This window comes from Mycobacterium aquaticum (assembly GCF_002086485.1).
GTDB classification, from domain to species: domain Bacteria; phylum Actinomycetota; class Actinomycetes; order Mycobacteriales; family Mycobacteriaceae; genus Mycobacterium; species Mycobacterium aquaticum.
Window position 1 is genome coordinate 1 of record NZ_MVHF01000044.1, and the last position, 24,622, is coordinate 24,622.

27 protein-coding genes and 1 pseudogene are annotated in these 24,622 nt (G+C 66.8%); 23 read left to right on the forward strand and 5 right to left on the reverse strand.

What is annotated here, in order from left to right:
* A partial coding sequence (locus BST13_RS29910) for a DUF349 domain-containing protein (protein ID WP_245839860.1) occupies positions 1-1,257 on the forward strand: 1,257 nt, incomplete at its 5' end.
* A 30-nt stretch (positions 1,258-1,287) separates the two neighbouring features.
* On the opposite strand, the gene BST13_RS29915 is transcribed toward BST13_RS29910, so the two are convergent.
* Together BST13_RS29915 and miaB are read right to left on the reverse strand one after the other, a co-directional pair.
* Positions 1,288-1,884 (reverse strand): Rv2732c family membrane protein, encoded by a 597-nt coding sequence (locus BST13_RS29915; RefSeq protein WP_083168676.1) that lies wholly within the window; start codon positions 1,882-1,884, stop codon positions 1,288-1,290.
* Positions 1,872-3,449, reverse strand: coding sequence for a tRNA (N6-isopentenyl adenosine(37)-C2)-methylthiotransferase MiaB (miaB, locus tag BST13_RS29920; protein ID WP_083168677.1), 1,578 nt, complete (start codon positions 3,447-3,449; stop codon positions 1,872-1,874). Before miaB ends, BST13_RS29915 begins: the two co-directional genes overlap by 13 nt.
* 81 nt (positions 3,450-3,530) lie before the next feature.
* Here miaB and BST13_RS29925 point away from each other — a divergent pair, with 81 nt between their 5' ends.
* The 4 genes and pseudogenes from BST13_RS29925 (at position 3,531) to BST13_RS29935 (ending at position 6,757) form a co-directional block, all read left to right on the forward strand.
* Positions 3,531-4,259 (forward strand): amino acid ABC transporter ATP-binding protein, encoded by a 729-nt coding sequence (locus BST13_RS29925; protein ID WP_170064358.1) that lies wholly within the window; start codon positions 3,531-3,533, stop codon positions 4,257-4,259.
* Between the two features lie 14 nt (positions 4,260-4,273).
* Positions 4,274-5,086: pseudogene (locus BST13_RS39900) on the forward strand (glutamate ABC transporter substrate-binding protein); the annotation flags it as partial.
* A 60-nt stretch (positions 5,087-5,146) separates the two neighbouring features.
* Entirely contained in the window at positions 5,147-5,797 is a 651-nt protein-coding gene (locus BST13_RS39905) for an amino acid ABC transporter permease (protein ID WP_234792252.1), read from the forward strand.
* Between the two features lie 63 nt (positions 5,798-5,860).
* On the forward strand, positions 5,861-6,757 hold the full coding sequence (locus BST13_RS29935) for an amino acid ABC transporter permease (protein WP_083168682.1): 897 nt from the start codon (positions 5,861-5,863) through the stop codon (positions 6,755-6,757).
* Positions 6,758-6,776: 19 nt separating this feature from the next.
* Here BST13_RS29935 and BST13_RS29940 read toward each other — a convergent pair whose 3' ends face one another.
* The 3 genes from BST13_RS29940 to recA are packed head-to-tail and all read right to left on the reverse strand — an operon-like array spanning position 6,777 to position 8,935.
* Positions 6,777-7,316, reverse strand: coding sequence for an AAA family ATPase (locus tag BST13_RS29940; protein WP_158087215.1), 540 nt, complete (start codon positions 7,314-7,316; stop codon positions 6,777-6,779).
* Positions 7,317-7,359: 43 nt separating this feature from the next.
* Positions 7,360-7,920, reverse strand: a complete 561-nt coding sequence (recX, locus tag BST13_RS29945; protein ID WP_083168685.1) for a recombination regulator RecX — start codon at positions 7,918-7,920, stop codon at positions 7,360-7,362.
* Positions 7,889-8,935 (reverse strand): recombinase RecA, encoded by a 1,047-nt coding sequence (recA, locus tag BST13_RS29950; protein ID WP_083168687.1) that lies wholly within the window; start codon positions 8,933-8,935, stop codon positions 7,889-7,891. The genes recX and recA overlap by 32 nt, the downstream gene beginning before the upstream one ends.
* 195 nt (positions 8,936-9,130) lie before the next feature.
* On the opposite strand from recA, the gene BST13_RS29955 reads away from it, so the two are divergent.
* The 18 genes from BST13_RS29955 to hypD all read left to right on the forward strand — a co-directional run bounded on the left by BST13_RS29955 (position 9,131) and on the right by hypD (position 24,621).
* A complete protein-coding gene (locus BST13_RS29955; RefSeq protein ID WP_083168688.1) occupies positions 9,131-9,460 on the forward strand; it encodes a hydrogenase maturation nickel metallochaperone HypA/HybF in 330 nt (109 codons plus the stop codon).
* A 1-nt stretch (position 9,461) separates the two neighbouring features.
* Positions 9,462-10,274, forward strand: coding sequence for a hydrogenase nickel incorporation protein HypB (gene hypB, locus BST13_RS29960; RefSeq protein WP_083168690.1), 813 nt, complete (start codon positions 9,462-9,464; stop codon positions 10,272-10,274).
* A gap of 89 nt (positions 10,275-10,363) precedes the next feature.
* The gene (locus tag BST13_RS29965; RefSeq protein WP_083168691.1) at positions 10,364-11,419 is read left to right on the forward strand and encodes an NADH-quinone oxidoreductase subunit B family protein; all 1,056 of its coding nucleotides are present in this window, start codon (positions 10,364-10,366) and stop codon (positions 11,417-11,419) included.
* 100 nt (positions 11,420-11,519) lie between these two features.
* A complete protein-coding gene (locus BST13_RS29970) occupies positions 11,520-13,316 on the forward strand; it encodes a nickel-dependent hydrogenase large subunit (RefSeq protein WP_083168693.1) in 1,797 nt (598 codons plus the stop codon).
* A gap of 3 nt (positions 13,317-13,319) precedes the next feature.
* A complete protein-coding gene (locus tag BST13_RS29975; RefSeq protein WP_083168694.1) occupies positions 13,320-14,216 on the forward strand; it encodes a NifU family protein in 897 nt (298 codons plus the stop codon).
* Positions 14,213-14,845, forward strand: a complete 633-nt coding sequence (locus tag BST13_RS29980; RefSeq protein WP_083168696.1) for a DUF5947 family protein — start codon at positions 14,213-14,215, stop codon at positions 14,843-14,845. The genes BST13_RS29975 and BST13_RS29980 overlap by 4 nt, the downstream gene beginning before the upstream one ends.
* On the forward strand, positions 14,842-15,489 hold the full coding sequence (locus tag BST13_RS29985) for a DUF6084 family protein (RefSeq protein WP_083168697.1): 648 nt from the start codon (positions 14,842-14,844) through the stop codon (positions 15,487-15,489). The genes BST13_RS29980 and BST13_RS29985 overlap by 4 nt, the downstream gene beginning before the upstream one ends.
* Complete coding sequence (locus BST13_RS29990; RefSeq protein ID WP_083168699.1) at positions 15,486-16,808, forward strand: hypothetical protein; 1,323 nt, start codon at positions 15,486-15,488, stop codon at positions 16,806-16,808. The genes BST13_RS29985 and BST13_RS29990 overlap by 4 nt, the downstream gene beginning before the upstream one ends.
* An 11-nt stretch (positions 16,809-16,819) precedes the next feature.
* Entirely contained in the window at positions 16,820-16,939 is a 120-nt protein-coding gene (locus BST13_RS40475; RefSeq protein ID WP_095533764.1) for a DUF6893 family small protein, read from the forward strand.
* A gap of 8 nt (positions 16,940-16,947) precedes the next feature.
* Positions 16,948-17,424 (forward strand): hydrogenase maturation protease, encoded by a 477-nt coding sequence (locus tag BST13_RS29995; RefSeq protein ID WP_083168769.1) that lies wholly within the window; start codon positions 16,948-16,950, stop codon positions 17,422-17,424.
* A 2-nt stretch (positions 17,425-17,426) separates the two neighbouring features.
* On the forward strand, positions 17,427-17,681 hold the full coding sequence (locus tag BST13_RS30000) for a HypC/HybG/HupF family hydrogenase formation chaperone (protein WP_083168700.1): 255 nt from the start codon (positions 17,427-17,429) through the stop codon (positions 17,679-17,681).
* Positions 17,678-19,954: a carbamoyltransferase HypF gene (hypF, locus tag BST13_RS30005; protein WP_083168702.1), complete on the forward strand. Its 2,277-nt coding sequence runs from the start codon at positions 17,678-17,680 to the stop codon at positions 19,952-19,954. The genes BST13_RS30000 and hypF overlap by 4 nt, the downstream gene beginning before the upstream one ends.
* 3 nt (positions 19,955-19,957) lie before the next feature.
* The gene (locus BST13_RS30010) at positions 19,958-20,713 is read left to right on the forward strand and encodes a DUF6390 family protein (protein WP_083168703.1); all 756 of its coding nucleotides are present in this window, start codon (positions 19,958-19,960) and stop codon (positions 20,711-20,713) included.
* The gene (locus tag BST13_RS30015) at positions 20,710-21,441 is read left to right on the forward strand and encodes a hydrogenase assembly protein HupF (RefSeq protein WP_083168705.1); all 732 of its coding nucleotides are present in this window, start codon (positions 20,710-20,712) and stop codon (positions 21,439-21,441) included. The genes BST13_RS30010 and BST13_RS30015 overlap by 4 nt, the downstream gene beginning before the upstream one ends.
* A complete protein-coding gene (locus BST13_RS30020; RefSeq protein WP_083168706.1) occupies positions 21,438-22,112 on the forward strand; it encodes a D-sedoheptulose-7-phosphate isomerase in 675 nt (224 codons plus the stop codon). Before BST13_RS30015 ends, BST13_RS30020 begins: the two co-directional genes overlap by 4 nt.
* Positions 22,109-23,200 (forward strand): hydrogenase expression/formation protein HypE, encoded by a 1,092-nt coding sequence (gene hypE / locus BST13_RS30025; RefSeq protein WP_083168708.1) that lies wholly within the window; start codon positions 22,109-22,111, stop codon positions 23,198-23,200. The genes BST13_RS30020 and hypE overlap by 4 nt, the downstream gene beginning before the upstream one ends.
* Before the next feature lie 13 nt (positions 23,201-23,213).
* A complete protein-coding gene (locus tag BST13_RS30030) occupies positions 23,214-23,486 on the forward strand; it encodes a HypC/HybG/HupF family hydrogenase formation chaperone (protein WP_083168709.1) in 273 nt (90 codons plus the stop codon).
* A 10-nt stretch (positions 23,487-23,496) separates the two neighbouring features.
* Complete coding sequence (hypD, locus tag BST13_RS30035; protein ID WP_083168711.1) at positions 23,497-24,621, forward strand: hydrogenase formation protein HypD; 1,125 nt, start codon at positions 23,497-23,499, stop codon at positions 24,619-24,621.
* The last annotated feature ends 1 nt before the right edge of the window (position 24,622 follow it).

The following is a 24,622-nucleotide window of genomic DNA, read 5'->3' on the forward strand; positions in this document are numbered from 1 at the left end:
GTCCCCCACCCGACCACCGCCACCGCACCGGTCGTTCCCGTCGCACCGTCGAGTGATCCGCACCGGTTCGGCCGTGTGGATGACGACGGCACGGTCTGGCTGATCACCGGGTCCGGCGAACGCGTCATCGGGTCTTGGCAGGCAGGCGACAACGAGTCGGCCTTCGCGCATTTCGGCCGCCGCTTCGACGATCTGCACACCGAGGTGGCGCTGCTGGAGCACCGGCTGTCCTCCGGCACCGGCGACGCCCGCAAGATCAAGTCCGCCGCCGCTTCGCTGGCCGAAACCTTGCCCACCGCAGCGGTTCTCGGCGACGTCGATGCGTTGAGCGCCCGGCTGACGGCCATCCTCGACCAGGCCGACTCTGCCGCGGCAACCGAACGCGCGCAGCGTGACGAGCACCGCGCCGCGCAAACCGCCCGCAAGGAGGCGCTGGCCGCCGAGGCCGAGGACCTGGCTGCCAACGCCACCCAGTGGAAGGCCGCAGGCGATCGGCTCCGCGAGATTCTCGACGAGTGGCGCTCGATCACCGGGCTGGACCGCAAGGTCGACGACGCGCTGTGGAAGCGCTATTCGGCGGCCCGCGAGACGTTCAACCGGCGACGCGGTTCGCATTTCGCCGAGCTCGACCGCGGCCGGGCCAGCGCCCGGCAGGCCAAGGAAGAGCTGTGCGAGAAGGCCGAGCAGTTGGCCGACTCCACCGACTGGGGTGCCACCGGCGCGGCGTTCCGCGACTTGCTCAATCAGTGGAAGGCGGTCGGCCGCGCGGCCAAGGACGTCGACGACGCGTTGTGGCAGCGGTTCAAGGCCGCCCAGGACGTGTTCTTCTCCGCGCGCAACGCGGCCCATGCCGAGCGTGACGCCGAGCTGGAGGCCAACGCCGTGGCCAAGGAAGCGCTGCTGGCCGAGGCCGAGAAGATCGACATTACCGATCTGGACGCCGCCCGGGCCGCGCTGCGCACCATCGGCGACAAGTGGGACGCGATCGGCAAGGTGCCCCGCGAACGCAGCGCCGAGCTGGAACGGCGGTTGCGGGTGATCGAGAAGAAGATCCGCGATGCACCCACCGGCGGCGTCGATCCGGAGGCCCAGGCCCGCGCCGACCAGTTCCGTAGCCGTGTCGAGCAGTTCGAGAAGCAGGCACAGAAGGCCGAGGCCGCGGGCCGGACCAAGGAAGCCGAGGCGGCCCGCGCCAGCGCCGAGCAGTGGCGCCAGTGGGCCGACGCCGCCGCGGAGTCGCTGGGCAAGCGCCGCTAGGACAGGAAAGTCCCCGACCCGGTTACGCGGTCAGGCGTCCGGGTTGTCGGGATCGGTGGGCTTGACGTCCTTGATGTCGTCGAGCAGCCCGCGTCGGTGCTGCTCAGCAGCGGCCCGACGGCGCTGTTCCTCGGCGGCCAACTGAACCGCCGTGCGCGACCACACCACCCGCGCCCAGTGGAAGGTCAGCACGATCACCGCGATCCACGCGATGATCAGCCCGATTCCGGGGCCGGCATGGTGCACGGCGGTCTGCCGCGACCACACCGCGAGCATGCCGGTGGCGCTGGCCACCGCGGTCCCGGCGAGCGCGATCCAGGCCAGGGCCCACCGCCGCGTCAACAGGGCCAGCGTCGAGAAACCCACTGCGAAGACCAGCGCCATCCAGGTGAACACCCGTGACGGCAGGGAGATGCCGTCGGCAACTGCCGTGGCGTCACCGACCAGCACATCGAAACCCTTGCTCGAGCCGGTGTGGGGCAGCACGAAGGACAGCAGCACGACGAACACCAGGATCGCCACCACCACCGCGCGGCTGCCCGGGTCGAATTCCCGGGCCATCTTGCGTTCGACGGCGTCGAGGTCGCCCTTGAACTCGTCGAAGTGCTCGTCGGTCAACAGCTGCATCCTCCCGATGGGGGTTGGACAGGCGGGGCGCCGACGCGGGGCAGTCCGAGGCCGACGCCGGTGCGCGGCCGCTGCCCGGCGGCATGGGCGTCCCCTGCGCGGGTGCGCCGGTGTTGCCTCACGGGTGCGTCGGCGATCAGATGATGCGGGGCGGCCGCGGTGACCGTGGTGGTGACGATGTCGCCGGGCCGGATCTCGGCGGGCGCGATGCCGCCGGGTGTGAAGTGCACAAGCCGGCCGTCCCTGGCCCGTCCCGACATCCGCGCGGTCGCGGCGTCTTTGCGGCCCTCACCGGTGGCGACCAACAGCTCCACGGTGCGCCCTACCTGAGCTTGGTTGTCCTGCAGGGAGATTCGCTCCTGCAGTTCGATCAGGCGCTGATAACGCTCGGTCACAACATCTTTGGGGAGTTGGTCGGCCATCGTGGCGGCAGGGGTGCCGGGCCGGATCGAGTACTGGAAGGTGAAAGCGCTTGCGAACCGGGCCCGCTCGACGACATCGAGGGTGGCCTGGAAGTCTTCCTCGGTTTCACCCGGGAACCCGACGATGATGTCGGTGGTGATGGCTGCGTGCGGGATCGCGGCGCGCACCTTGTCGATGATGCCGAGATAACGCTCGGCCCGGTAGGAGCGGCGCATCGCCTTCAGGATGCGGTCCGAACCCGACTGCAACGGCATGTGCAGCGTCGGGCACACGTTCGGCGTCTCGGCCATCGCCTCGATGACGTCGTCGGTGAACTCGGCCGGGTGTGGCGAGGTGAACCGGACCCGCTCAAGGCCGTCGATGTTTCCGCAAGCCCGCAGCAGTTTCGAGAACGCGGTGCGATCGCGCGGGAGCTGGGGCGGCGCGGTCTGGTCCTCTCGCAAGCGCTCGTCCGAAAACGACACGCCGTAGGCGTTGACGTTCTGGCCCAGTAGCGTGATTTCGAGCACACCCTGGTCGACGAGCGACTGCACCTCGGCCAGGATGTCGCCGGGCCTGCGGTCCACCTCCTTGCCCCGCAACGCGGGCACGATGCAGAAGGTGCACGTGTTGTTGCAGCCCACCGAGATGGAAACCCATGCCGCATAAGAGGATTCGCGGGCGGCAGGCAAGGTCGACGGGAATTCCTGGAGCGCTTCGACGATCTCGACCTGGGCTTCGCGGTTATGCCGGGCGCGTTCCAGCAGTGTCGGCAGCGAACCGATGTTGTGGGTACCGAAGACCACGTCGACCCAGGGCGCCTTCTTCAGCACCGCATCGCGGTCCTTCTGCGCCAGGCAGCCACCGACTGCGATCTGCATGTTCGGATCCGACTGCTTGCGCGGAGCCAGGTGGCTGAGGTTTCCGTACAGCTTGTTGTCGGCGTTCTCCCGCACCGCGCACGTGTTGAACACGACGATGTCGGCGTCGGCGCCGTCCGCGGCACGCCGGTAACCAGCCGATTCGAGCAGACCTGACAGTCGTTCCGAATCGTGCACATTCATCTGGCAGCCGTACGTACGGACCTGGTAGGTACGCACGTCGGCCTGCCCCTCATGGGGTGCCTGAGCGCCGCGCGCCACCGTGGAAGTCACGACGAACATGTTACGGGGACGCAGATACGCCCCAAGCTGAGCGTTCCCTGGGTAGGGTCTGCACCCATGGCCACCGCGACCTCGGTCCCGATGATCTCGATCCAGGGCGTCAACAAACATTTCGGCGCCCTCCACGTTCTCAAGGACATCAACCTCGAAGTACAGCGCGGACAAGTCGTCGTCGTGCTGGGGCCTTCGGGCTCCGGCAAGTCGACGCTCTGTCGCACCATCAACCGGCTCGAACCCATCGACACCGGAACCATCACCATCGACGGCGACCCGCTCCCCGCCGAGGGCCGCAAGCTGGCTCAGTTGCGCTCCGACGTCGGCATGGTGTTCCAGTCGTTCAACTTGTTCGCGCACAAGACGATCCTCGAGAACGTCACGCTCGCGCCCATCAAGGTGCGCAAGGCCGACAAGGAGAAGACCCGTAAGGAGGCGATGGCTCTGCTGGAGCGGGTCGGCGTCGCCAGCCAGGCCGACAAATATCCGGCCCAGCTGTCCGGCGGCCAGCAGCAGCGCGTCGCGATCGCCCGCTCGCTGGCCATGCATCCCAAGGTGATGTTGTTCGACGAGCCGACCAGCGCGCTCGATCCGGAGATGATCAACGAAGTGCTGGCGGTGATGACCGATCTGGCCGGCGAAGGCATGACCATGGTGGTGGTCACCCACGAGATGGGCTTCGCCCGGCGCGCGTCACACCGGGTGGTGTTCATGGCCGACGGCGCAGTCGTCGAGGACGCGGCACCCGAGGAGTTCTTCACCAATCCGAAGTCCGACCGGGCCAAGGACTTCCTCGGCAAGATCCTCGACCACTGAGGGGCGGCGACCAGATGCCCACACGCACGCGCCGCACCCGGCCGCTACGCCTGATCATCCTCGCCCTACTGGCCGCCGCGTTGCCGTTCATCGCCTCCGGCTGCGGCAGCGACAGCAACAAGCTCGTCATCGGCACGAAGTTCGACCAGCCCGGCCTTGCGGTCAAGAAACCCGACGGCTCGATGGCCGGGTTCGACGTCGACGTCGCCACCTACGTCGCCGGCGAGCTGGGTTACAAGCCCGACCAGATCGAGTGGAAAGAGGCACCGTCAGGTCAGCGGGAGACGCTGATCGAGAACGGCCAGGTCGACTACATCGTCGCCACCTACTCGATCACCGACGCCCGCAAGAAGAAGGTCAGCTTCGCCGGGCCGTACCTGATCACCGGTCAGGGCCTGCTGGTGCGGGCCGACGACAACGACATCACCGGCGTCGAGTCGCTGCAGAACGGCAAGAAGCTGTGCTCGGTGACCGGTTCGACACCCGCTCAGCGCATCAAGGACAAGTACCCGGGTGTGCAGCTGCAGCAGTACGACACCTATTCGGCCTGTGTCGAGGCCCTGCGCACCGGCGCCATCGACGCCCTGAGCACCGACGAGGTGATCCTGGCCGGCTTCGCCGCGCAGTTCCCGGGAGCCTTCAAGGTCGTCGGCAAGCCGTTCTCGGTGGAGAAGTACGGCATCGGCCTGCGCAAGGGCGACACAACGCTGCAGACCAAGATCAACAAGGCCATCACCAAGATGCAGCAGGAAGGGGCCTGGCAGGCCGCGTTCGAGCGGAACCTCGGGCCTGCGGGTATCGCCACCCCCGCCCCGCCACCACTGGACACCTCGACCAGCACTGAAGCCGGTGAGAGCGGCCTGAACCTCGGCAAGTACAGCGGGCAGATGGTCTCGGCGTTCTGGACCACGATCAAGCTGACTGTGTACTCGGCGATCGGTGCGCTGCTGCTGGGCACCCTGCTGGCCGCGATGCGGCTGTCCCCGGTGCCAGTGATGCGGTGGTTGGGCGCGGCCTACGTCAACGTGGTGCGCAATACGCCGCTGACGCTGATCCTCATCTTCTGCTCGCTCGGTATCGGCACGACGTTGCACATCACGCTGACCGATCCGAACTCCCCGACGTCCATCGCCGACAGCGGGTTCCGGCTGGCGGTTCTCGGTCTGACCGTCTACACCGCGTCGTTCGTGTGCGAGACGCTGCGGTCCGGGGTGAACACCGTGCCCATCGGCCAGGCCGAGGCAGCCCGCTCGCTCGGGCTCAGTTTCGGTCAGAACCTCCGAATCATCCTGTTGCCGCAGGCTTTCCGCGCGGTGATCATCCCACTGGGTTCGGTGCTGATCGCCCTGGTCAAGAACACCACCATCGCCTCGGCGATCGGTGTGGCCGAGGCGGCGCTGCTGATGAAGGAAATGATCGAGAACACCGCGGCCCTGCTGGCGGTGGGCAGCATCTTCGCCGCCGGATTCCTGGTGCTGACGCTGCCATTGGGATTGTTGTTCGGTTGGCTCGGGAAACGCTGGGCGGTGGTTCGGTGATGAGCGCTCGCGCGAAGAACGGAGAACACTGATGAGCGCTCGCGCGAAGAACGGAGAACACTGATGGCCGAGTCATCGGTTCTCTACGACGCCCCGGGCCCGCGGGCACGGGCGCGTAATCGCGTGACCGCCGTCCTGACGGTGGCCGTCGTACTGCTCGCGGCTGTCGCGGTGGTGTGGCGGTTCGGCGATGCCGGCCAGCTCACCGCTGAGAAATGGAAGCCGTTCCTCACCGGTGGCCTGTGGACGACATATGTGCTGCCGGGTGTGCAGGGCACGCTGACCGCGGCGGTGTTGTCGATCGTGCTGGCGCTCGTGCTCGGATGTGTGCTCGGGGTCGGTCGACTGTCGCCGATCGGTCCGCTGCGCTGGGTGTGCGCGGTGATCGTCGAGTTCTTCCGCGCGGTGCCGGTGCTGATCATGATGCTGTTCAGCTACGCCCTGTACGCGATGTACGACGTGTTCCCGTCCAAGCAGTTGGCGCTGGCGGGCGTGGTCACGGGCCTGACGCTCTACAACGGCGCGGTGATCGCCGAGATCGTCCGGGCGGGCGTGCACGCGTTGCCGCGTGGTCAGGCCGAGGCAGCGTCTGCGCTGGGTCTCACGTGGGGCCAGACCATGCGGTCGATCCTGCTGCCCCAGGCCATCACATCGATGCTGCCGGTGCTGGTGTCGCAGATGGTGGTGGTGCTCAAGGACACCGCGATCGGCTACCAGATCACGTTCGTGGAGATGGTGCGCCAGGGCACCGTCGTCGGTTCGGCGTACGGCAACTACATCCCCGCCCTGATCGTGATCGCGGTGCTGATGATCAGCGTGAACTTCGCACTCTCGGCATTGGCGACCCGGCTGGAACGCCGCCTGCGGCGGTCCAGCCGCGGCCCCGCTCCGCTGCACGCCGAGGCCGTCGAACAGGAGGGCGCTCCCGGAGCCGTGGTGTTGCAGGACCAGCGGGATTAGCCGAGCCGGTCGGCTCAACTCAGCGCAGGCGGTAGCGGCCCGAGGCGATCGCCTGCCGAACCACCTCTGCGGTGCCGGAAGCGTCGAGGTCCGTGTTGTCGATGACATGGCGTTCGAGGTCGCCCAGATCGGCGAACGCCTCATGCAATCCGGTGATCGCGTCGGGGTCCTTCAGATCCGGTCCGCTGCGTCCCCGCGCCCGCTGCAGCACGGTGCCGAGAGCGGGTCTCAACACGATGTACGACAACGCGAGACCCGTTCGCGCCGCGACAGTTCGGTACGGCGCCAGAAACCACGGGCCGACGATGCCGTCGACGATCACGTCGAATCCGCCCTGCGCGTACACCGCGACCGCTGCCACGATCGCATCGACAACGATCTCGTTCTGAGCCTGCGCCTCAGGCATATGCGGGGGTATGTAACCCGAACGAATCGCGCGAAAGAACTGGTCGGTGGTGACGTGCACAGTCGACTTGCCCGCCGAGCCGGCGATGAGCTCGGCGGCCGTCGTCTTCCCGCTCGCCGGCGGACCGGTGAGGATGACCACATCTCCGTTCACGATGACGAACGTAGAGGCAGTACAAGCCTTCTCGCATCCGGTTTTACACCCGGCGGCGCTCCCGCTCACTGGCCAACTCGAGGCTGACCACGTCGAAGGCCATCGACTGGCTGTAGCCGCGACGCGCCAGCATGCCGACCAACCGGCGTGTCACCTTCACGTCGTCGTCATCGCCCAACCGTTCCCGGCGAAGCTTGTCGCGTACCAGCTGCTCGGCACGTTGGCGTTCGGCCGCCGGGTCGAGGTCGGCCAGCGCAGCCGAGATGACCTCGCCGTCGATGCCTTTCTTGCGAAGCTCGACGGCCAAGGCGCGCTTGCCTTTTCCAGAGTTGGCGTGCCGCGTCCGGACCCACTGTTCGGCGAAATCCTCGTCATCGACCAACCCGACTTCGGCGAGCCGGTCGAGGACTTTGCCACTCACATCGTCGGGATAGCCACGCTTGGCGAGCTGGCCCTCCAGCTCCGCGCGGGTGCGTGCCCGCACGGTGAGCAGACGCAGACACACGTCACGCGCCTGCTCCTCGCGCTTGGGGGGATCCTGCGTCTGCTCTTTGTGGGTGTCGTCGGTCGACTCAGAAGTCGACCGGGGCGGGAAGTGCTTCATCGTCCACAGTCACATCGGCGCCGATACCGAGCTTCTCTTTGATCTTCTTCTCGATCTCGTTGGCGACATTGACGTTCTCCAGCAAGAACTTTCGCGCATTCTCCTTGCCCTGCCCCAGCTGCTCACCGTCGTAGGTGAACCAGGACCCGGACTTCCGGATGAAGCCGTGCTCGACACCCATGTCGATGAGTGAGCCTTCCCGGCTGATGCCGTGGCCGTAGAGGATGTCGAACTCGGCCTGCTTGAACGGCGGCGAGACCTTGTTCTTGACGACCTTGACGCGGGTGCGGTTACCGACCGCGTCGGTGCCGTCCTTGAGGGTCTCGATGCGGCGGACATCCAGCCGGACCGAGGCGTAGAACTTCAATGCCTTACCACCCGTGGTGGTTTCGGGCGAGCCGAACATCACGCCGATCTTCTCGCGGAGCTGGTTGATGAAGATCGCGGTGGTGCCCGAGTTGTTCAGCGCGCCGGTCATCTTCCGCAACGCCTGGCTCATCAGGCGGGCCTGCAGGCCGACGTGACTGTCACCCATCTCGCCCTCGATCTCGGCGCGGGGCACCAGGGCGGCCACCGAGTCGATCACCAGAATGTCCAGCGCACCGGAGCGAACCAGCATGTCGGCGATCTCCAGGGCCTGTTCACCGGTGTCGGGCTGAGACACCAGCAGCGAGTCGGTGTCCACCCCGAGCTTCTTGGCGTACTCGGGATCCAGCGCGTGCTCGGCGTCGATGAACGCCGCGATACCGCCTGCGGCCTGGGCGTTGGCCACCGCGTGCAGCGCCACCGTGGTCTTACCCGAGGATTCCGGGCCGTAGATCTCGACGACCCTGCCACGCGGCAGGCCGCCGATGCCGAGCGCCACGTCCAGCGAGATCGATCCGGTGGGGATCACCGAGATCGGCTGACGAACCTCCTCGCCGAGGCGCATCACCGAGCCTTTGCCGAAATTCTTGTCGATCTGCGCCATCGCCAGTTCGAGGGCTTTTTCGCGATCAGGGGCTTGCTGCGCCATGGTGGTGCCTCTCCAAGTAGTCGTGTTGACCGGTGTTCCGATCGGTTGGCCGTGACGCTAGAGCAGGCCACCGACAAGTCAGCTCGGTCCAACTGCACCCCACAGTAACGAACAAATGTTCGATCTCAAGTGGACACGCCGTGCTTCCCGCGATTCAGGCATATCGTGAGGAGATCCGGCCCGAACGGGGCAGCGATGCACGAGTTGGCGATAACCCAGAGCGTTGTCGACGCGGTGTGCGAACACGCCGCCGGTCGTCGGGTACGCAGTGTGCGCCTCGAGGTCGGAGCGTTGTGCGCAGTCGTCCCGGACTCCATGTTGTTCTGCTTCGACCTGGTAACCAAGGGCACCGTCGCCGACGGTCCCCGACTCGACCTGGACATACACCCCGGCACAGCGCACTGCCGGGGCTGTGGGACCGATTTCGAACTCCCCGACCTGATCCTGCTGTGCCGGTGCGGCAGCGCCGATGTCGAGGTGACCGCCGGTCGGGACCTGCGCATCCTCTCGATGGAAGTGAGCTGACATGTGTGCCACCTGCGGTTGCGGCGACGATGGCCACGACGGCCCGGTGATCACCCTCCCCGGCCAGGACCACCATCACCATCCCCATCGGCACGACCACCCTCATGACCATGACGAGCACACCGAGACCATCACGCTCGAACAGAAGGTGCTCGCCAAGAACGACCTCGTCGCCGACGAGAATCGCCGGTGGCTCGCCCGCCGCGGCATCCTGGCCCTCAACGTGACGAGTTCACCGGGGGCGGGCAAGACCACCCTCCTCGAACGCACCATCCGCGAGTACGGAACCCGGCGGCCCATCGCGGTGATCGAAGGAGATCAGGAGACCCTGCTCGACGCCGACCGGATCAGATCCGCGGGCGCGCGCTCGGTCCAGGTCAACACCGGGGCCGGCTGTCACCTGGACGCGAACATGGTCCGTGGCGCCCTCGACGCGCTCGACCCCGAGCCCGATTCGGTGCTGTTCATCGAGAACGTCGGAAACCTGGTCTGCCCGGCGCTGTTCGACCTTGGCGAACGCAACAAGGTCGTCGTTGTCTCGGTAACCGAGGGGGCGGACAAACCGCTGAAGTACCCACACATGTTCGCGGTCGCCGACCTGGTCGTCATCAACAAGATCGACCTCATCCCCTACGTCGATTTCGACGTCGAAACCTGTTGCAGCCGTGCACGATCGGTCAATCCAGGGGTAGACATCCTGACGGTGTCGGCAGCGCGCGGAGACGGCCTCGAGCAGTGGTACTCCTGGATTGACACCTGCGCAAAAACCGTGATGTCGGCGTCGGCCGTTGACAACATGAACTCCCAGGAGTAGACCCAGATTTCAGGCGCCCTGAAGAAACCGGTGAGCGTCTAGATCAGAGTTTGGGACTCCCAGCCCGGGCCCCAAGGAAGCCGTGACGTATGCCAACAGAGGCAGCGGTCAAAGCGGAAGAGGCACTGATCCATGTGCTGTGGATCAATGCCGGATTGAGTTGTGATGGTGACTCGGTGGCGTTGACTGCCGCCACTCAACCGAGCATCGAAGAAATTGCCCTCGGAGCCCTTCCTGGTCTACCGAAAATCGCCGTCCACTGGCCCTTGATCGACTTCGAATGTGGCCCGGCAGGCGGTGCCGATGATTTCCTCGCGTGGTTCTTCAAAGCCGACAGAGGGGAACTCGATCCGTTCGTCCTCGTCGTCGAGGGCTCCATTCCCAACGAGCAGATCAAGAGCGAGGGTTACTGGTGCGGGTTCGGCAACGACCCGGCGACCAACCAGCCGATGACCACCAGCGAATGGCTGGATCGGCTGACCCCCAAGGCCACGGCCGTCGTCGCGGTCGGAACCTGCGCCACCTACGGCGGCATCCATGCGATGGCGGGCAACCCGACCGGCGCCATGGGGGTTCCCGACTATCTCGGCTGGGACTGGAAGAGCAAGGCAGGCATCCCCATCGTCTGTGTGCCGGGTTGTCCGATCCAGCCGGACAACCTCGCCGAGACCCTGACCTACCTGCTGTACATGGCCACCGACCAGGCACCGATGATCCCGTTGGATGATGCGCTGCGGCCCACGTGGCTGTTCGGCAACACCGTCCACGAAGGCTGCGACCGCGCAGGCTATTACGAGCAAGGCGACTTCGCGACCGAGTATGGATCACCGAAATGCATTGTCAAACTTGGGTGTTGGGGCCCAGTGGTCAAGTGCAACGTACCCAAGCGCGGTTGGATCAACGGGATCGGCGGCTGCCCCAACGTCGGCGGCATCTGCATCGGGTGCACCATGCCTGGGTTCCCGGACAAGTTCATGCCGTTCATGGATGAACCACCGGGCGGCAAGGTGTCCACGGCAGCATCCGGGCTCTACGGGTCGGTGATCCGCAGCCTGCGCCATGTCACCGGCCGCACCGTCGACAAGGAGCCCAAGTGGCGCCATCGCGGTACGACGCTGGACACCGGGGCGACTCGCACCTGGTAGCCACGCGGGCCGGGGCTACCCGGCCTCGGCCCGTCGATCGCCCGCCGGAACACCGGAACCGTTGGCATTCCTGGCATCACCCAGTTGAAAGAGAAGTCCGATGACAACCATCATTCCCGAGCCGTCACACCTCAAGCGCGAACCGGGCCAACTGGTGGAGATGGCGTGGGACCCGATCACCCGCATCGTCGGCAGCCTCGGCATCTACACCAAGATCGACTTCGAGAACCGCGAAGTCGTCGAATGCCACAGCACCTCATCGATATTCCGCGGCTACTCCATCTTCATGAAAGGCAAGGACCCGCGCGACGCGCACTTCATCACCAGTCGCATCTGCGGAATCTGCGGCGACAACCACGCCACGTGCTCGTGCTACTGCCAGAACATGGCCTACGGCGTCAAGCCGCCGCATCTCGGCGAGTGGCTGGTGAACCTCGGCGAAGCCGCGGAATACATGTTCGACCACAACATCTTCCAGGAAAACCTGGTGGGCGTGGACTATTGCGAGAAGATGGTGTCCGAGACCAATCCCAGCGTGCTGGCCAAGGCCGAGAACACCGCCGCGCCGCACGCGCAGGCGCACGGGCACCGCACCATCGCCGACATCATGCGGGCGCTCAACCCGTTCACAGGTGAGTTCTACCGGGAAGCCCTGCAGGTCAGCAGGTGGACGCGAGAGATGTTCTGCCTCATGGAAGGCCGCCACGTGCACCCGTCGACGCTGTATCCGGGCGGCATCGGCACGACCGCCACCGTGCAGTTGATGACCGACTACATGACCCGGCTGATGCGCTACGTCGAGTTCATGAAGAAAGTCGTGCCGATGCACGACGATCTGTTCGACTTCTTCTACGAGGCGCTGCCCGGCTACGACCAGGTCGGCCTGCGCCGCACCCTGCTCGGCTGCTGGGGGTCCTTCCAGGATCCCGAGGTCTGCAACTTCGCCTACAAGGACATGGAACGGTGGGGCGACGCCATGTTCGTCACGCCGGGCGTGGTGGTCGACGGCAAACTCCTCACCCACTCATTGGTCGACATCAATCTGGGCATCCGAATCCTGTTGGGGCACAGCTACTACGACGACTGGTCCGATCAGGAGATGTTCGTCAAGACCGACCCGCTCGGCAACCCGATCGACCGGCGCCACCCGTGGAACCAGCACACCAACCCCAAGCCGCAGAAGCGTGACTTCGACGAGGCCTACAGCTGGGTGATGTCGCCGCGCTGGTACGACGGCACCAACCACCTGGCCCTGGACACCGGAGGCGGCCCGCTGGCCCGGCTGTGGTCGACGGCGCTCGCCGGTCTGGTCGACATCGGCTACGTCAAGGCCACCGGCCGCAGCGTCCAGATCAACCTGCCGAAGACCGCGCTGAAGGGTCCCGTCGAGTTCGAGTGGAAGATTCCCGACAAGGGCAGCAACACCATCGAACGCAACCGCGCCCGCACCTACTTCCAGGCCTACGCCGCGGCGTGCGCACTGCACTTCGCGGAGAAGGCGCTGGCCGAGATCCGGGCCGGCCGCACCAAGACCTGGGAGCGCTTCGACGTCCCCGACGAGGCCATCGGCTGCGGCTTCACCGAGGCGGTGCGCGGCGTGCTGAGCCACCACATGGTGATCCGGGACGGCAAGATCGCCAACTACCACCCGTATCCGCCGACACCGTGGAACGCCAATCCGCGTGACAGCTACGGCACGCCCGGGCCCTACGAGGATGCGGTACAGGGCCAACCCATCTTCGAGGAGAACGACCGCGAGCACTTCAAGGGCATCGATGTGATGCGCACGGTGCGCAGCTTCGATCCGTGCCTGCCCTGCGGTGTGCACATGTACCTCGGAGACGGAAAGTCCTTGGAACTCACGCACTCCCCCACCCAGTCAGCCACCGTGGACTGACACATGACGCCCGCCGTGACGCCGGTCCGCGAACCCGATGACGCAGCGCACTGGCGCTCGGCAGGCGACCGAATACAGAACCTTCTCGAGGCCAGCGCCGCCGGCGGTGCTGCGGCACTGGACCGTGCCGAACGGCTGGTACGCGAGGTGACCGACCTCTACGGCGCTGGGCTGCAACGGATCTTGTCGATCGCCTCGGCCGATCCGGCGATCGTCGAGGCAGTGGCAGGCGACGATCTCCTGGCCAGTCTGCTGCTCGTGCACGGCCTGCATCCGCATCCGGTCGAGCGGCGCATCGCCGACGCCCTCGACCGAGTTCGCCCGTATCTCGGATCGCACGGCGGCGACGTCGACCTGCTCGAGGTCGACGGGTCGGTGGTCCGGCTGCGGTTGCGCGGAAGCTGCAAGAGCTGCCCGTCCTCGGCGGCCACACTCGAGCTGGCGATCGAAGACGCGGTCAAGAACGCCGCGCCGGAGGTCACCTCGATCGAGGTCGTGCCCGACGACGCCGGTCGACCGCTGATATCCGCGCAGTCACTGCTGGCCCACGTGCACAGCAACGGTCACCGGCACACCACGTGGCATCCCGTGCCCGCACTCGACGACCTGAGGCCCGGGGAGGTGGGCGGTTTCGCAGTCGCCGGCACCTCGGTGCTCGTGTGCCGGCTCGGCGACGAACTCCTCGGCTACCGCGATCGCTGTCCGGTCTGCACGCGTGGGATGGCGGGAGCGACGGTGGCCGGCACGGTGTTGAGCTGTCCGCAGTGCGGATCCGGTTTCGACGTGGTTCACGCCGGCCGTGCCGAGGACGACGACAGCGCTCAGCACCTCGAGCCCATCCCTGTGCTGAGGCGTGACGGCGTGCCGTCGATGGCGATCGCGCAGGAAGCCATGACGTGAGCAGCCCGCTGGACGTACTGGCCCGGATCCGTGCGGGCCGCGGAGCACCGGAGCAACCCGGTGAGCGCTGTGAGATGTGTTCGGAGCCCATCGCCGACGAACACCGGCACGTCGTCAATGTCGAAGGCCGCCAATTGATGTGCGTTTGCCGCGGCTGCTACCTGCTGTTCACCGACAGCGCGGCCCAACTGCGGTACCGCGCCGTCCCCGACCGCTATCTGGCGCTTCCCGATTGCGCCGTCAGCAGGGCGGACTGGGAAGCGTTGCAGATCCCGGTGGGCCTGGCGTTCTTCTTCCGCAACTCCACCCTCGACCGGACCGTCGCGTTCTACCCCGGTCCGGCGGGAGCCACCGAATCCGAACTCGACCTGGACGCGTGGAAGGCGATCGTCGAGGCCGACCCGAGGATGGGTCTGCCTGCCGCCGACACCGAGGCGTTGCTGGTACGGCTGCCTGACGACGACTCCCTCGCCCCCGAGTGCTATGTGCTGCCCATCGACTCCTGCTACGAGTTCGTCGGCCGAATGCGGTTGCTGTGGCGCGGATTCGACGGTGGGCAGGACGTTCGTCGCTACATCGGCGAGTACTTCGGCACACTCGCGCAACGCAGCCGGGTGGTGCCGCCGTGACCGCCCCCACGACGGAGCTGACATTCGCCGTCCTCGACATCAGCCCTGAACCCTATGCAGTGACACCGATCCTGACCGCGCGCGTCGGCGTGGCGGCGATCGGTGACGACCCCGTCCACGCGCTGGTACTGCGGTGTCAGGTGCGCATCGATCCCATGCGCCGCGGCTACACCGACGATGAGGCCACGGGATTGCTCGACCTTTTCGGCCCACGCGAACGCTGGCCCAGTACTCAGCGCACCTTCCTGTGGCAGCACGCCACGGCCATGGTGCCCGGGTTCACCGGCACCACCCAGGTCGGGCTCACACTGGAATGCACCTACGACTTCGAAGTGGCCGCCGCGAAGTACCTGCACGCCCTGCACGACGGCGTGATCCCACTGCAGTTCCTGTTCAGCGGCACCGTGTTCGCCCGGGGTTCGGGGGGATTCACCGTCACCCAGGTGCCATGGGACCGTGAGGACCGATTCGACATGCCGGTCGCGGTGTGGCAGAACCTCATCGCCCACCACTTCCCCAACACGGGATGGCTGCGTCTGCGCCACGACACGCTCGCGGACCTGGCCGCCTACAAGTCCCGGCGTGGCCTGCTGTCCTTCGACGAGACGATCACTTCGCTGTTGTCCCGGCAGGAAATACCATGAGCACCAATTGGGAACAGGTTCGCGCGGTCGCCGACGCGGTCCTCTACGAGGGCTACCTGTTGTATCCCTATCGGGCCGACTCGCAGAAGAACCAGTCCCGCTGGCAATTCGGCGTGCTCGGCCCCACCGGTGCGGCACTGACCGGCATCGGTGAGGACAGCGTGCTGTCGGCCCAGGTGCTCGTCCGCGCACAGGACCGACCCACGCTTTCGATCGTCGTTCGGTTCCTCCAGCTGCAACGCCGCACAGCCGAGCGCCGCTGCACCGGGCACCGGTTCAAAGCCGTCGACGAACTGGTCACCGCGCGCGGGTCATGGCTCAGCTGGGATGAGGCGATCGAGCACGAAATCCAGTTCGGTCCTTTCGATCTGGCAGAGCTGGGTGCCGGACAGACCCGCCGCCTGTCCGTACGGCCGGGCACCGACATCGAATACCTCGAAGGCGGCAGGTTGGTAAGATCGCGGCGCCGACTACACGGTGAGCTGACCGTCGCGTCCGAGCCCGACGACGGGCTGCTTCGGCTGAGCGTGTCCGTCACGAACACGGCGGCACCCGCGTCGAGCAAGGACGACGCCATCGCAGTGTCGTTGATCGGGACCCACGTCGTGGCATCCGTTTGCGGCGGCGAATTCATCTCTCTGCTGGACCCGCCCGCGGATGCGAGCGCCGCGGCTTCCAGGTGCCGGCATCACCGTTGCTTCCCCGTCCTTGCGGGCCCACCCGAGGAAAACCGGCTCGTTCTGGTGTCGCCGATCATCCTCTACGACCATCCCGAGATCGCCGCACAGAGCGGGGGTGCGCTCTACGACTCGACCGAGATCGACGAGATCCTCACGCTGCGGATCATGACGATGACCGACGAGGAGAAGGCGCACGCCCGCGCCACCGACCCGCGGGCGGCGGAGATCATCGACCGATGTGACTCGATGTCACCCGAGGCGATGCTCAATCTGCATGGCGTGCTGCGCAATCCGCATGCAGCAGGCGAGCCGGGACTCATCCCGGAGTTGCCCGACGGAATCCAGTGGTGGGATCCGTCGGTCGACGGCGCGGTCGACCCCGCCGTCGACGCTGTGCTGGTCAACGGGGTGCGGGTGAGTCGCGGCAGTCGCGTCCGGCTGCACCCTTCGCGCCGCGCCGACGCGCAGGACCTGTTCTTCGTCGACAAGATCGCGCGCGTGGCATCGGTTCACGAGGACGTCGACGGCGACCGGCATTTGGGCGTTGTGCTCGACGACGACCCGGCCGCCGACCTACACGAATCCTACGGGCGCTACCTGTACTTCTCGCCCGATGAAGTCGAACCGCTGGTGCAATGAGAGGAGTCGCAATGGAAGTCGTGGGTTGGGTCGCCGTCGTGATCGTGGCGGCGGTCGTGGTCGTCGGTGCAGTACTCGGCCTGAGGTCGATTCCCGATGCCCAGCGTTACCTGAAGATGCGCCGCATGTAGCCGGTGACATCACGTCCGGAGTACTGATAGCCGGTATCGGCAACATCTTCCTCGGAGACGACGGATTCGGCCCCGAGGTGATCAAGCATGTCCCCCGGCGTGGAGAGGACACGCGAATCCGCATGCGCGACTATGGCATCGGTGGCATGCATCTGGCGTACGACCTGCTCGACGACTGGGATGCCCTGATCCTGGTCGACGCACTGCCGTGCCGGGGGTCACCGGGAACACTGCATGTGTTCGAGGCCGACGTCGCCGGCCTGTCCGGCCCGGCCGGTCTGGATGCCCACGCGATGGATCCCGCAGCGGTGTTCGCCAGTCTCGCCGCGCTCGGCGGCGAGCCGCCCTACACGGTGGTGATCGGCTGCGAAGTCGAGTCAGTAGCCGACGGCATCGGGCTGTCCGGCAGTGTCACGGCAGCGATCCCCGGTGCGGTCGCGGCGGTCGAGGCTGCGACCGCACGTTTGGCGAACCGGGAGGTCTGACCATGTGTCTGGGCATCCCGGGGCAGGTGGTACGCATGCTGGAGGGCTACGGCGGGCAGCTGGCCCTGGTGGACGTGGCCGGTGAGCAGCGCAAGGTCAACGTCGGCATGCTGGCGGATGAGACATTGCGGCCCGGCGACTGGGTGATCATCCACATGGGCTTCGCCGTCGAGAAGACAGATGCGGCCGGCGCCGACGCGGCCATGCGCGGACTGGAGCTGTTGGGACGCGGTCGCAACCCTGAGGATCCACCATGATTGTGCGGCAACGGCTTCGGGTCGGCGTGCACGGCGTGGTGCAGGGCGTGGGCTTCCGGCCGTTCGTGTACACCACCGCGGCGGCGCTGGGTCTGACGGGGTGTGTGCGCAACGACAGTTCGGGCGCGGTCATCGAGATCGAGGGTGAACGCACCGCCATCGAGGAATTCCTGGATCGGTTGCGCGACAGTCCCCCGCCGCTGGCAGTCGTCGAGTCGATCGAGACGACGCGTATCCCGGTGGCCGGCGGCACCGGATTTGTCATCGCCGACACGACGAGGGCCGACGGCGGCCGGACGCTGGCGTCACCCGATGTCGCGATGTGCGCCGAATGCGCGGCCGAACAGCGCGATCCGGCTGATCGCCGCTACCGGCACGCCTTCATCAACTGCACCAACTGCGGCCCCCGCTTCACCATCATCGCGGCACTGCCCTACGACCGGGCAGCCACGGCGATGGCGCCGTTCGCCATGTGCGCTGACTGCGCCCGTGAGTACGCCGACCCTGCCGACCGGCGGTTCCACGCCCAGCCGGTGTGCTGCCCCCACTGCGGCCCCACCGTGACCTTCCACGGCCAGACCACTGCCACAGCCGAATCCGGTGTTCAGGCTGCCCGGCAATTGCTACGCGATGGCGGCATCGTCGGTGTCAAGGGAATCGGCGGCTACCACTTGGCCTGCGATGCGGGCGACCATCGAGCCGTCACCGAACTGCGCCGACGTAAACGCCGCGGCGACAAGCCCTTTGCCGTGATGGTGCCCGATCTCGCCGAAGCACACGACATCGCTGTCATCGCTGCTCCGGCGGCCCGCTTGTTGGACAGCCCGGCACGCCCGATCGTCCTGCTGCCACGCCGCCCGGGTGCTGCAGTCGCACACTCGGTGGCCCCACACAACCCGGACCTCGGGGTGATGCTCGCCTACAGTCCGCTGCACACCTTGCTGTTCGGGTTGCCGGGCGACTGCCCAGGCCCCCGGGTGCTCGTCATGACGTCGGCCAATCTCAGCGGCGAACCGATCTGCTACACCGACGACGATGCGTCGGAACGGCTCTCGTACCTGGCCGACGGCTGGCTGACCCACGACAGGGCAATCCTGGTGCCCTGTGACGACTCCGTGCTCCGCGTGGTCGATGGCGCCGAAGTGCCGATCCGCCGCTCGCGGGGCTACGCCCCACTGCCGGTTGCCCTTCCCGTGGCCGTACCGCCCACGCTCGCCGTGGGTGCCGATGTCAAGAACACTCTCGCCGTGGCCGAACAGCGCTACGCCTGGCTGAGCGCACATATCGGCGATATGGATGGGCTTGCCACGCTCGCCGCGTTCGGCCGTGCGGTCGAGCACCTCGAGGCACTCACCAGCGTCACGCCCGAAGTCCTTGCCGCCGATGCCCATCCCGCTTATCGGTCGAGCGGCTGGGCACAGCGCCACGCCGACGGCCGACCGCTGCGGACCGTGCAGCACCACCACGCTCATATCGCCGCGGTGATGGCCGAACACGGCCTGAACTGTCCCGTGCTGGGATTCGCCTTCGACGGAACGGGATACGGCCCCGACGGTGCGGTGTGGGGTGCAGAGTTGCTCGAAGCGGACTACAAGGGCTACCAGCGGCTCGCGCACCTGCGCTATGTGCCGATGCCCGGCGGCGACATCAGCGTGCGGCGGCCCTACCGAATGGCCTTGGCGCATCTTTGGGGCGCCGGGCTGCAATGGGATGCCGACCTGCCGCCGGTGCGTGCCTGTCCGTCCGACGAGCTTCGCGTACTCGAACATCAGCTGAGCACCGGTACCGGGTGCACACCCACCTCCAGCATGGGCAGGCTCTTCGACGCCGTATCCGCCTTGATCGGGGTGCGTCAGGTGGTCGACTACGAGGCACAGGCGGCCATCGAGCTGGAAGGGCTGTCGCGCGACGTCGACACCGGTGCCGGCGGGTATGCGTTCAGTGTCGACGCCGACCGGTACCCGGCGGTGTTCGACCCGGCGCCGGTGCTCGCCGCGGTGATCGACGATATGCGCGGCGACGTACCTGCCGGGGTGATCGGGGCCCGGTTCCATCGGGCGGTGGCCGATCTGGTCGTCGCGCTGGCCGAAACCGGGACCGTGCCGGGCCAGCCCGTCGCGCTCTCCGGCGGGGTGTTCCAAAACGCGCTGCTGCTGCACCTGACGCTGACCGCGCTGCGCGCCAAAGGATTCCAGGTATTCACCCATCGCCAGGTGCCACCCAACGACGGCGGCATCGCGTTGGGCCAGCTCCTCGTCGGGAATGCCGGGTGAGCCATGACCAACCTCGGATTGCACACCCTCCCAGCCGGATCCGCACTGTTCGCGCGTTACGCATATCCGCCCAACGAGCTCGGCTACTGCGGGCCGGGAGACTCCGGCGTGCTGCTGCGGGGGGACGACGCGGCCGAGCTGGCAAGCCACGCCAGGGAATTCGACGGGGCCTGGCCGTATCTGAGCACCATCGCCCGCGCCACCGGATCGGCCTCGCTGGATGTCGATGTGGTCCGCGGGTACTGGGTGGGCGGCCCGCCGCTGCGGTGCGTCGACCCTGCCGTGCTGCTCAAGACGTTGCGGGCAGCGTTTTCCGGCCAGGTGACCGGCTTGCTCGACGATGTCGAATCCGCGCCGGCTGTCTTGGCGCACCACAGTTTTCACGTCTTCGTGGTCTATCCCTGGGTGCGGTTCCTCGATCGGGAGCCCACCACGGCACTCAAGGTATTGCAGAGTTGCCGGATCCGGTGGGGCACCGTCACCGCCATCGACGGCGAACACGCCGTCATCGACACGCAGCCCCTCGTCGTCGAGGACGGGAAGCTGCGACTGGGGCCGCAGCGCCCCGAGCGGGTGCGCTGGAGCCGCGACGGCGCCTCGTTCGTCACCGAACCGGCACCCGGCACGCTCGTATCAGCCCACTGGGACTGGGTGTGCGACACCCTCAGCGGCGACGAGTGCGCAGCCTTGTGCGAGGCCACCACGACAACGATCGACATGGTGAACGCCGTCCGACGAGGAAGAGGAGGTCTCCCATGACCGTCACCGCACAACCGTTCGTCGACACCCAGTTGTCGGCCGACCTCGCGGCGGCCGCACTTGACGTCGCCCGCAAGTTCCACGACGGTGCCACCCTGTGGGTCATTGCTCCGCAATGGGAACCGCACGCGCATCATGTCGCCGTCGAATTCGTTCACCCGGTCATCATGGGCAAACGGGCCCTGCCGTCCGTCGCGCTGGTCGAACCCGACCCCGTCGCTCAGGCCAGGGTGGCCAGCCAGCCCGGTGATCTGCTGCTGGCCGTGGCATCGGCGGACGAGCCCGCGGTCGTCGATGCCATGCGCCGGGCACCCGCGTGGGGCGTCACGACGGTGTGGATCGGCTCGGGCCCACGTCCCCCGGCCGGCGCCGCCCATCACATCCTGTGGGTCGACTCGGACGATCCGATGGTGCCTGCCACGGGCCGCTTCGTGTTGATGTACCACCTGCTCTGGGAACTCACGCACGTGTGCTTCGAGCATCCGGGACTGCTCAAATCCGCCGCGGCCGAAGGCACCGAAGAGGTGTGTGTGACCTGCAGCGACGAGGGGCAGCTCGCAGAAGTTGTGCTGGCCGAGAGTGAGTCGACCGGCCAGGCGCTCGTCCGGACCCGCAACGGCGAGCAATGGGTCGATGTCGCGGTGCTCGGCGCAGTGTCACCCAATGATCTGATCCTCGTGCATGCCGGCACCGGGATCGCCCTGCTGGACACGGAGACGGCCTCATGACCACCAACCAATCCGACAGCACCGGATTTCTCTATCCGTTCATCGAATCCGAGGAGACCGACGCCCGGTCCCTGCTCGACGACCTGGCGTCCTCGGCACGCGGGAAAGCCTCGGAAAGCGCCCGGTTACAACAGGAGTCACTCCGCGAATACGATCCCGGACTGATCCAGGCGGGCCAGGCCATGGCCAAGCGATTCGCTCGCGGCGGCAGGCTCTACACGCTGGGCAACGGCGGCAGTTCCACCGATGCGGCCACCCTGGCCACCCTGTTCAGCCGCCCGGCGCGGGGCCGACCCGTGGCCGCCTGGTCGCTGGCCGCCGACGAAGCCGTCGTCACCGCCCTGGGCAATGACGTGGGGTTCGAGCTGATCTTCAAACGCCAGATCATCGCCCATGCCCGCGATCGCGACGTCGCCATCGCGCTGTCGACGTCCGGCAACTCCGAGGACCTCATGACGGCGATCACCGAGGCCAAGCAGCGCGGACTGCTCACCATCGGATTCGCCGGTCACGACGGCGGGCGCATGGGGACCGCCGAGGACCTGGACTTCTGTTTCACCGTGCACAGCCAGAGCATTCACCGGATTCAGGAAAGCCACGCCATGCTCGGCTACCGGCTGTGGTCGGTGGCCCAGGAACACCTGGCCCGCACCCGGGAGCACGCATCATGACCGCCACCACGGCGGCACAGCGCGAGGACCGCGCACTCGAACGGATCGACAAGTTCCGGCAGCGGCGTCCGCGGCTGCTCGACGATGTGGTGACCCTGGCCCACGGGGCGGGCGGGAAATCGTCGGCGGCACTGGTCGATGCGGTGTTCGTGGAAGCCTTCCGCAACCCCGAACTCGAGCAGCTCGGTGACGCTGCAGTCGTGACCACCCCGACCGGAGACCGGCTGGCGTTCTCCACCGATTCGTATGTCGTTGCGCCGCATCGGTTCCCCGGCGGGTCCATCGGCCACGTCGCCGTGCACGGGACCATCAATGACCTCGCTGTCTCGGGCGCCCGACCGCGCTGGATGTCGGCGGGATTCGTGATCGAGGAGGGGTTCCCCATCGGTGAGTTGCGCGAAATCGTGGCCGACATGGCCGAAGCCGCTGCGCACGCCGGGGTGCTGATCGTCACGGGCGACACCAAGGTGGTGGGAAAGGATGCGGCCGACGGCGTGTACATCTGCACCGCCGGCGTCGGCGTGATTCCCGAAGGCCGGCGCCTGGCACGCGAACTCGTGCAACCCGGCGACAAGGTCGTGTTGTCCGGCACCATCGGCGATCACGGCATGGCGGTGATGCTGGCCCGCGGCGATCTGGCCATCGACGCCGACATCGCATCGGATACCGCTCCCGTGCACGCACTCGTCGAGGCCCTGTTGGCTGTCGCACCGTCGACGCGGTGGATGCGGGACGCGACCCGTGGTGGTGTCGGAACCGTGTGCAACGAACTGGTCAGGGACCGCCCGTTCGCGGTGGTCCTCGACGAGGCGCGGCTGCCGGTGGAACCCCAGGTGCTGGGTGCCTGTGATCTGCTCGGCATCGACCCGCTCTACGTCGCCAACGAGGGCAAGTTTCTCGCGGTCGTCCCACCCGAGGAGGCCGATGCCGCCGTCGCGGCCCTGCGGACCCACCCTCAGGGCGCCCGTGCCGCAGTCGTCGGCGAGATCATCCCCGAGCCGCACGGGATCGTCGTGCTCCGAACATCATTCGGCGGTACCCGCATCGTCGACATGCTCGTCGGCGACCCGCTGCCCCGGATCTGCTGAGAGGAAAACCGCAATGTGTCTCGGAATCCCCGGCCAGGTGGTCGATTTCGTCGACGCTGAAGCCCATCTGGCCAAGGTCGACGTCAATGGGGTACGCCGGACCATCAGTGTCCGGCTGCTCGCCGAAGACGATCTTCAGGTCGGCGACTGGGTGCTGGTCCACGTCGGGTTCGCGATGGCCAAGATCGACGAACGCGAAGCCGCTCTGACCCTGGATCAGGTGCAGAAGATGGGCGAGAACTATCAGCAGGAGATCGACGCGTTCAACGACTCCGAAATCGCTTGAGAGGCTTGACATGAAGTTCGTCGACGAATTCCGCGATCCGGCCGCCGCCCGGGCCCTGGTCAAATCGATCACCGAACTGGCCGGCGACGACGAGTTCAAATTCATGGAGGTGTGCGGCGGCCACACCCACACCATCTATCGACACGGCATCGAACACCTCCTGCCGAGTTCCATCGAGTTGGTCCACGGACCGGGCTGCCCCGTGTGTGTGATCCCGATGGGCCGGGTGGACGACGCGATGTGGCTCGCCGAGCAGCGCGGCATCATCTTCACCACGTTCGGCGACATGATGCGGGTGCCCGGCTCCCACGGAAACCTCATCGAGGCCAAGGCCAGAGGCGCCGACGTGCGTTTCGTCTACTCCCCCCTGGACGCACTCAAGATCGCCCGCGACAATCCCGACCGGCATGTCGTGTTCTTCGCGGTCGGCTTCGAGACCACCGCACCGTCGACGGCCGTCACCCTGGTTCGAGCACGCACACTGGGCGTGCACAACTTCAGCGTGTTCTGCAACCACGTCACGATCGTGCCGCCCATCAAGGCCATCCTCGAATCCCCCGACCTGCGGCTGTCCGGGTTCCTTGGGCCCGGGCACGTTTCCACCGTGGTGGGGCTGCGGCCGTACCGCTTTGTCCCCGCCGTCTACGGCAAGCCCATGGTGGTCGCGGGGTTCGAGCCGCTGGACATCCTGGCGTCGGTGCACATGTTGTTGCAGCAGATCCGCGAGGGCCGCTGCGAAGTGGAGAATCAGTACACCCGCGTGGTCCGACCCGAGGGCAACATCCAGGCCCTGAAGCTGATGGCCGAGACATTCGAGCTGCGACCCCATTTCGAATGGCGCGGCCTCGGGTTCATCTCCCAGAGCGCCCTGAAAGTTCACCACGACTACGCCGAGTACGACGCCGAGCTGGTGTTCGACATGCCGGGTGTGCGAGTGGCCGACCCGAAAGCCTGCCAGTGCGGTGAAGTGCTCAAGGGCGTCATCAAGCCATGGGAGTGCAAGGTGTTCGGGACCGCGTGTACGCCCGAGACGCCGATCGGCACCTGCATGGTGTCCCCCGAGGGCGCATGCGCGGCGTACTACAACTTCGGCCGGCTGCACCGCGAGACCGCGCAGCTGCTGATTCAGCGATGAC

What these genes read in the sequence shown, in the direction of transcription:
- BST13_RS40475 (WP_095533764.1), top strand. Translation starts at nt 16,820, where the DNA reads ATGGAAGTCGTGGGTTGGGTCGCCGTCGTGATCGTGGCGGCGGTCGTG.
- BST13_RS39905 (WP_234792252.1), top strand. Translation starts at nt 5,147, where the DNA reads ATGGTCTCGGCGTTCTGGACCACGATCAAGCTGACTGTGTACTCGGCG.
- BST13_RS30020 (WP_083168706.1), top strand. Translation starts at nt 21,438, where the DNA reads ATGACCACCAACCAATCCGACAGCACCGGATTTCTCTATCCGTTCATC.
- BST13_RS29925 (WP_170064358.1), top strand. Translation starts at nt 3,531, where the DNA reads ATGATCTCGATCCAGGGCGTCAACAAACATTTCGGCGCCCTCCACGTT.
- miaB (WP_083168677.1), bottom strand. Translation starts at nt 3,449, where the DNA reads ATGTTCGTCGTGACTTCCACGGTGGCGCGCGGCGCTCAGGCACCCCAT.
- BST13_RS30000 (WP_083168700.1), top strand. Translation starts at nt 17,427, where the DNA reads ATGTGTCTGGGCATCCCGGGGCAGGTGGTACGCATGCTGGAGGGCTAC.
- BST13_RS29990 (WP_083168699.1), top strand. Translation starts at nt 15,486, where the DNA reads ATGAGCACCAATTGGGAACAGGTTCGCGCGGTCGCCGACGCGGTCCTC.
- recX (WP_083168685.1), bottom strand. Translation starts at nt 7,920, where the DNA reads ATGAAGCACTTCCCGCCCCGGTCGACTTCTGAGTCGACCGACGACACC.
- BST13_RS30015 (WP_083168705.1), top strand. Translation starts at nt 20,710, where the DNA reads ATGACCGTCACCGCACAACCGTTCGTCGACACCCAGTTGTCGGCCGAC.
- BST13_RS30030 (WP_083168709.1), top strand. Translation starts at nt 23,214, where the DNA reads ATGTGTCTCGGAATCCCCGGCCAGGTGGTCGATTTCGTCGACGCTGAA.
- hypD (WP_083168711.1), top strand. Translation starts at nt 23,497, where the DNA reads ATGAAGTTCGTCGACGAATTCCGCGATCCGGCCGCCGCCCGGGCCCTG.
- hypB (WP_083168690.1), top strand. Translation starts at nt 9,462, where the DNA reads ATGTGTGCCACCTGCGGTTGCGGCGACGATGGCCACGACGGCCCGGTG.
- BST13_RS29970 (WP_083168693.1), top strand. Translation starts at nt 11,520, where the DNA reads ATGACAACCATCATTCCCGAGCCGTCACACCTCAAGCGCGAACCGGGC.
- BST13_RS29975 (WP_083168694.1), top strand. Translation starts at nt 13,320, where the DNA reads ATGACGCCCGCCGTGACGCCGGTCCGCGAACCCGATGACGCAGCGCAC.
- BST13_RS29965 (WP_083168691.1), top strand. Translation starts at nt 10,364, where the DNA reads ATGCCAACAGAGGCAGCGGTCAAAGCGGAAGAGGCACTGATCCATGTG.
- BST13_RS29935 (WP_083168682.1), top strand. Translation starts at nt 5,861, where the DNA reads ATGGCCGAGTCATCGGTTCTCTACGACGCCCCGGGCCCGCGGGCACGG.
- BST13_RS29915 (WP_083168676.1), bottom strand. Translation starts at nt 1,884, where the DNA reads ATGCAGCTGTTGACCGACGAGCACTTCGACGAGTTCAAGGGCGACCTC.
- BST13_RS29955 (WP_083168688.1), top strand. Translation starts at nt 9,131, where the DNA reads ATGCACGAGTTGGCGATAACCCAGAGCGTTGTCGACGCGGTGTGCGAA.
- hypE (WP_083168708.1), top strand. Translation starts at nt 22,109, where the DNA reads ATGACCGCCACCACGGCGGCACAGCGCGAGGACCGCGCACTCGAACGG.
- BST13_RS30010 (WP_083168703.1), top strand. Translation starts at nt 19,958, where the DNA reads ATGACCAACCTCGGATTGCACACCCTCCCAGCCGGATCCGCACTGTTC.
- hypF (WP_083168702.1), top strand. Translation starts at nt 17,678, where the DNA reads ATGATTGTGCGGCAACGGCTTCGGGTCGGCGTGCACGGCGTGGTGCAG.
- recA (WP_083168687.1), bottom strand. Translation starts at nt 8,935, where the DNA reads ATGGCGCAGCAAGCCCCTGATCGCGAAAAAGCCCTCGAACTGGCGATG.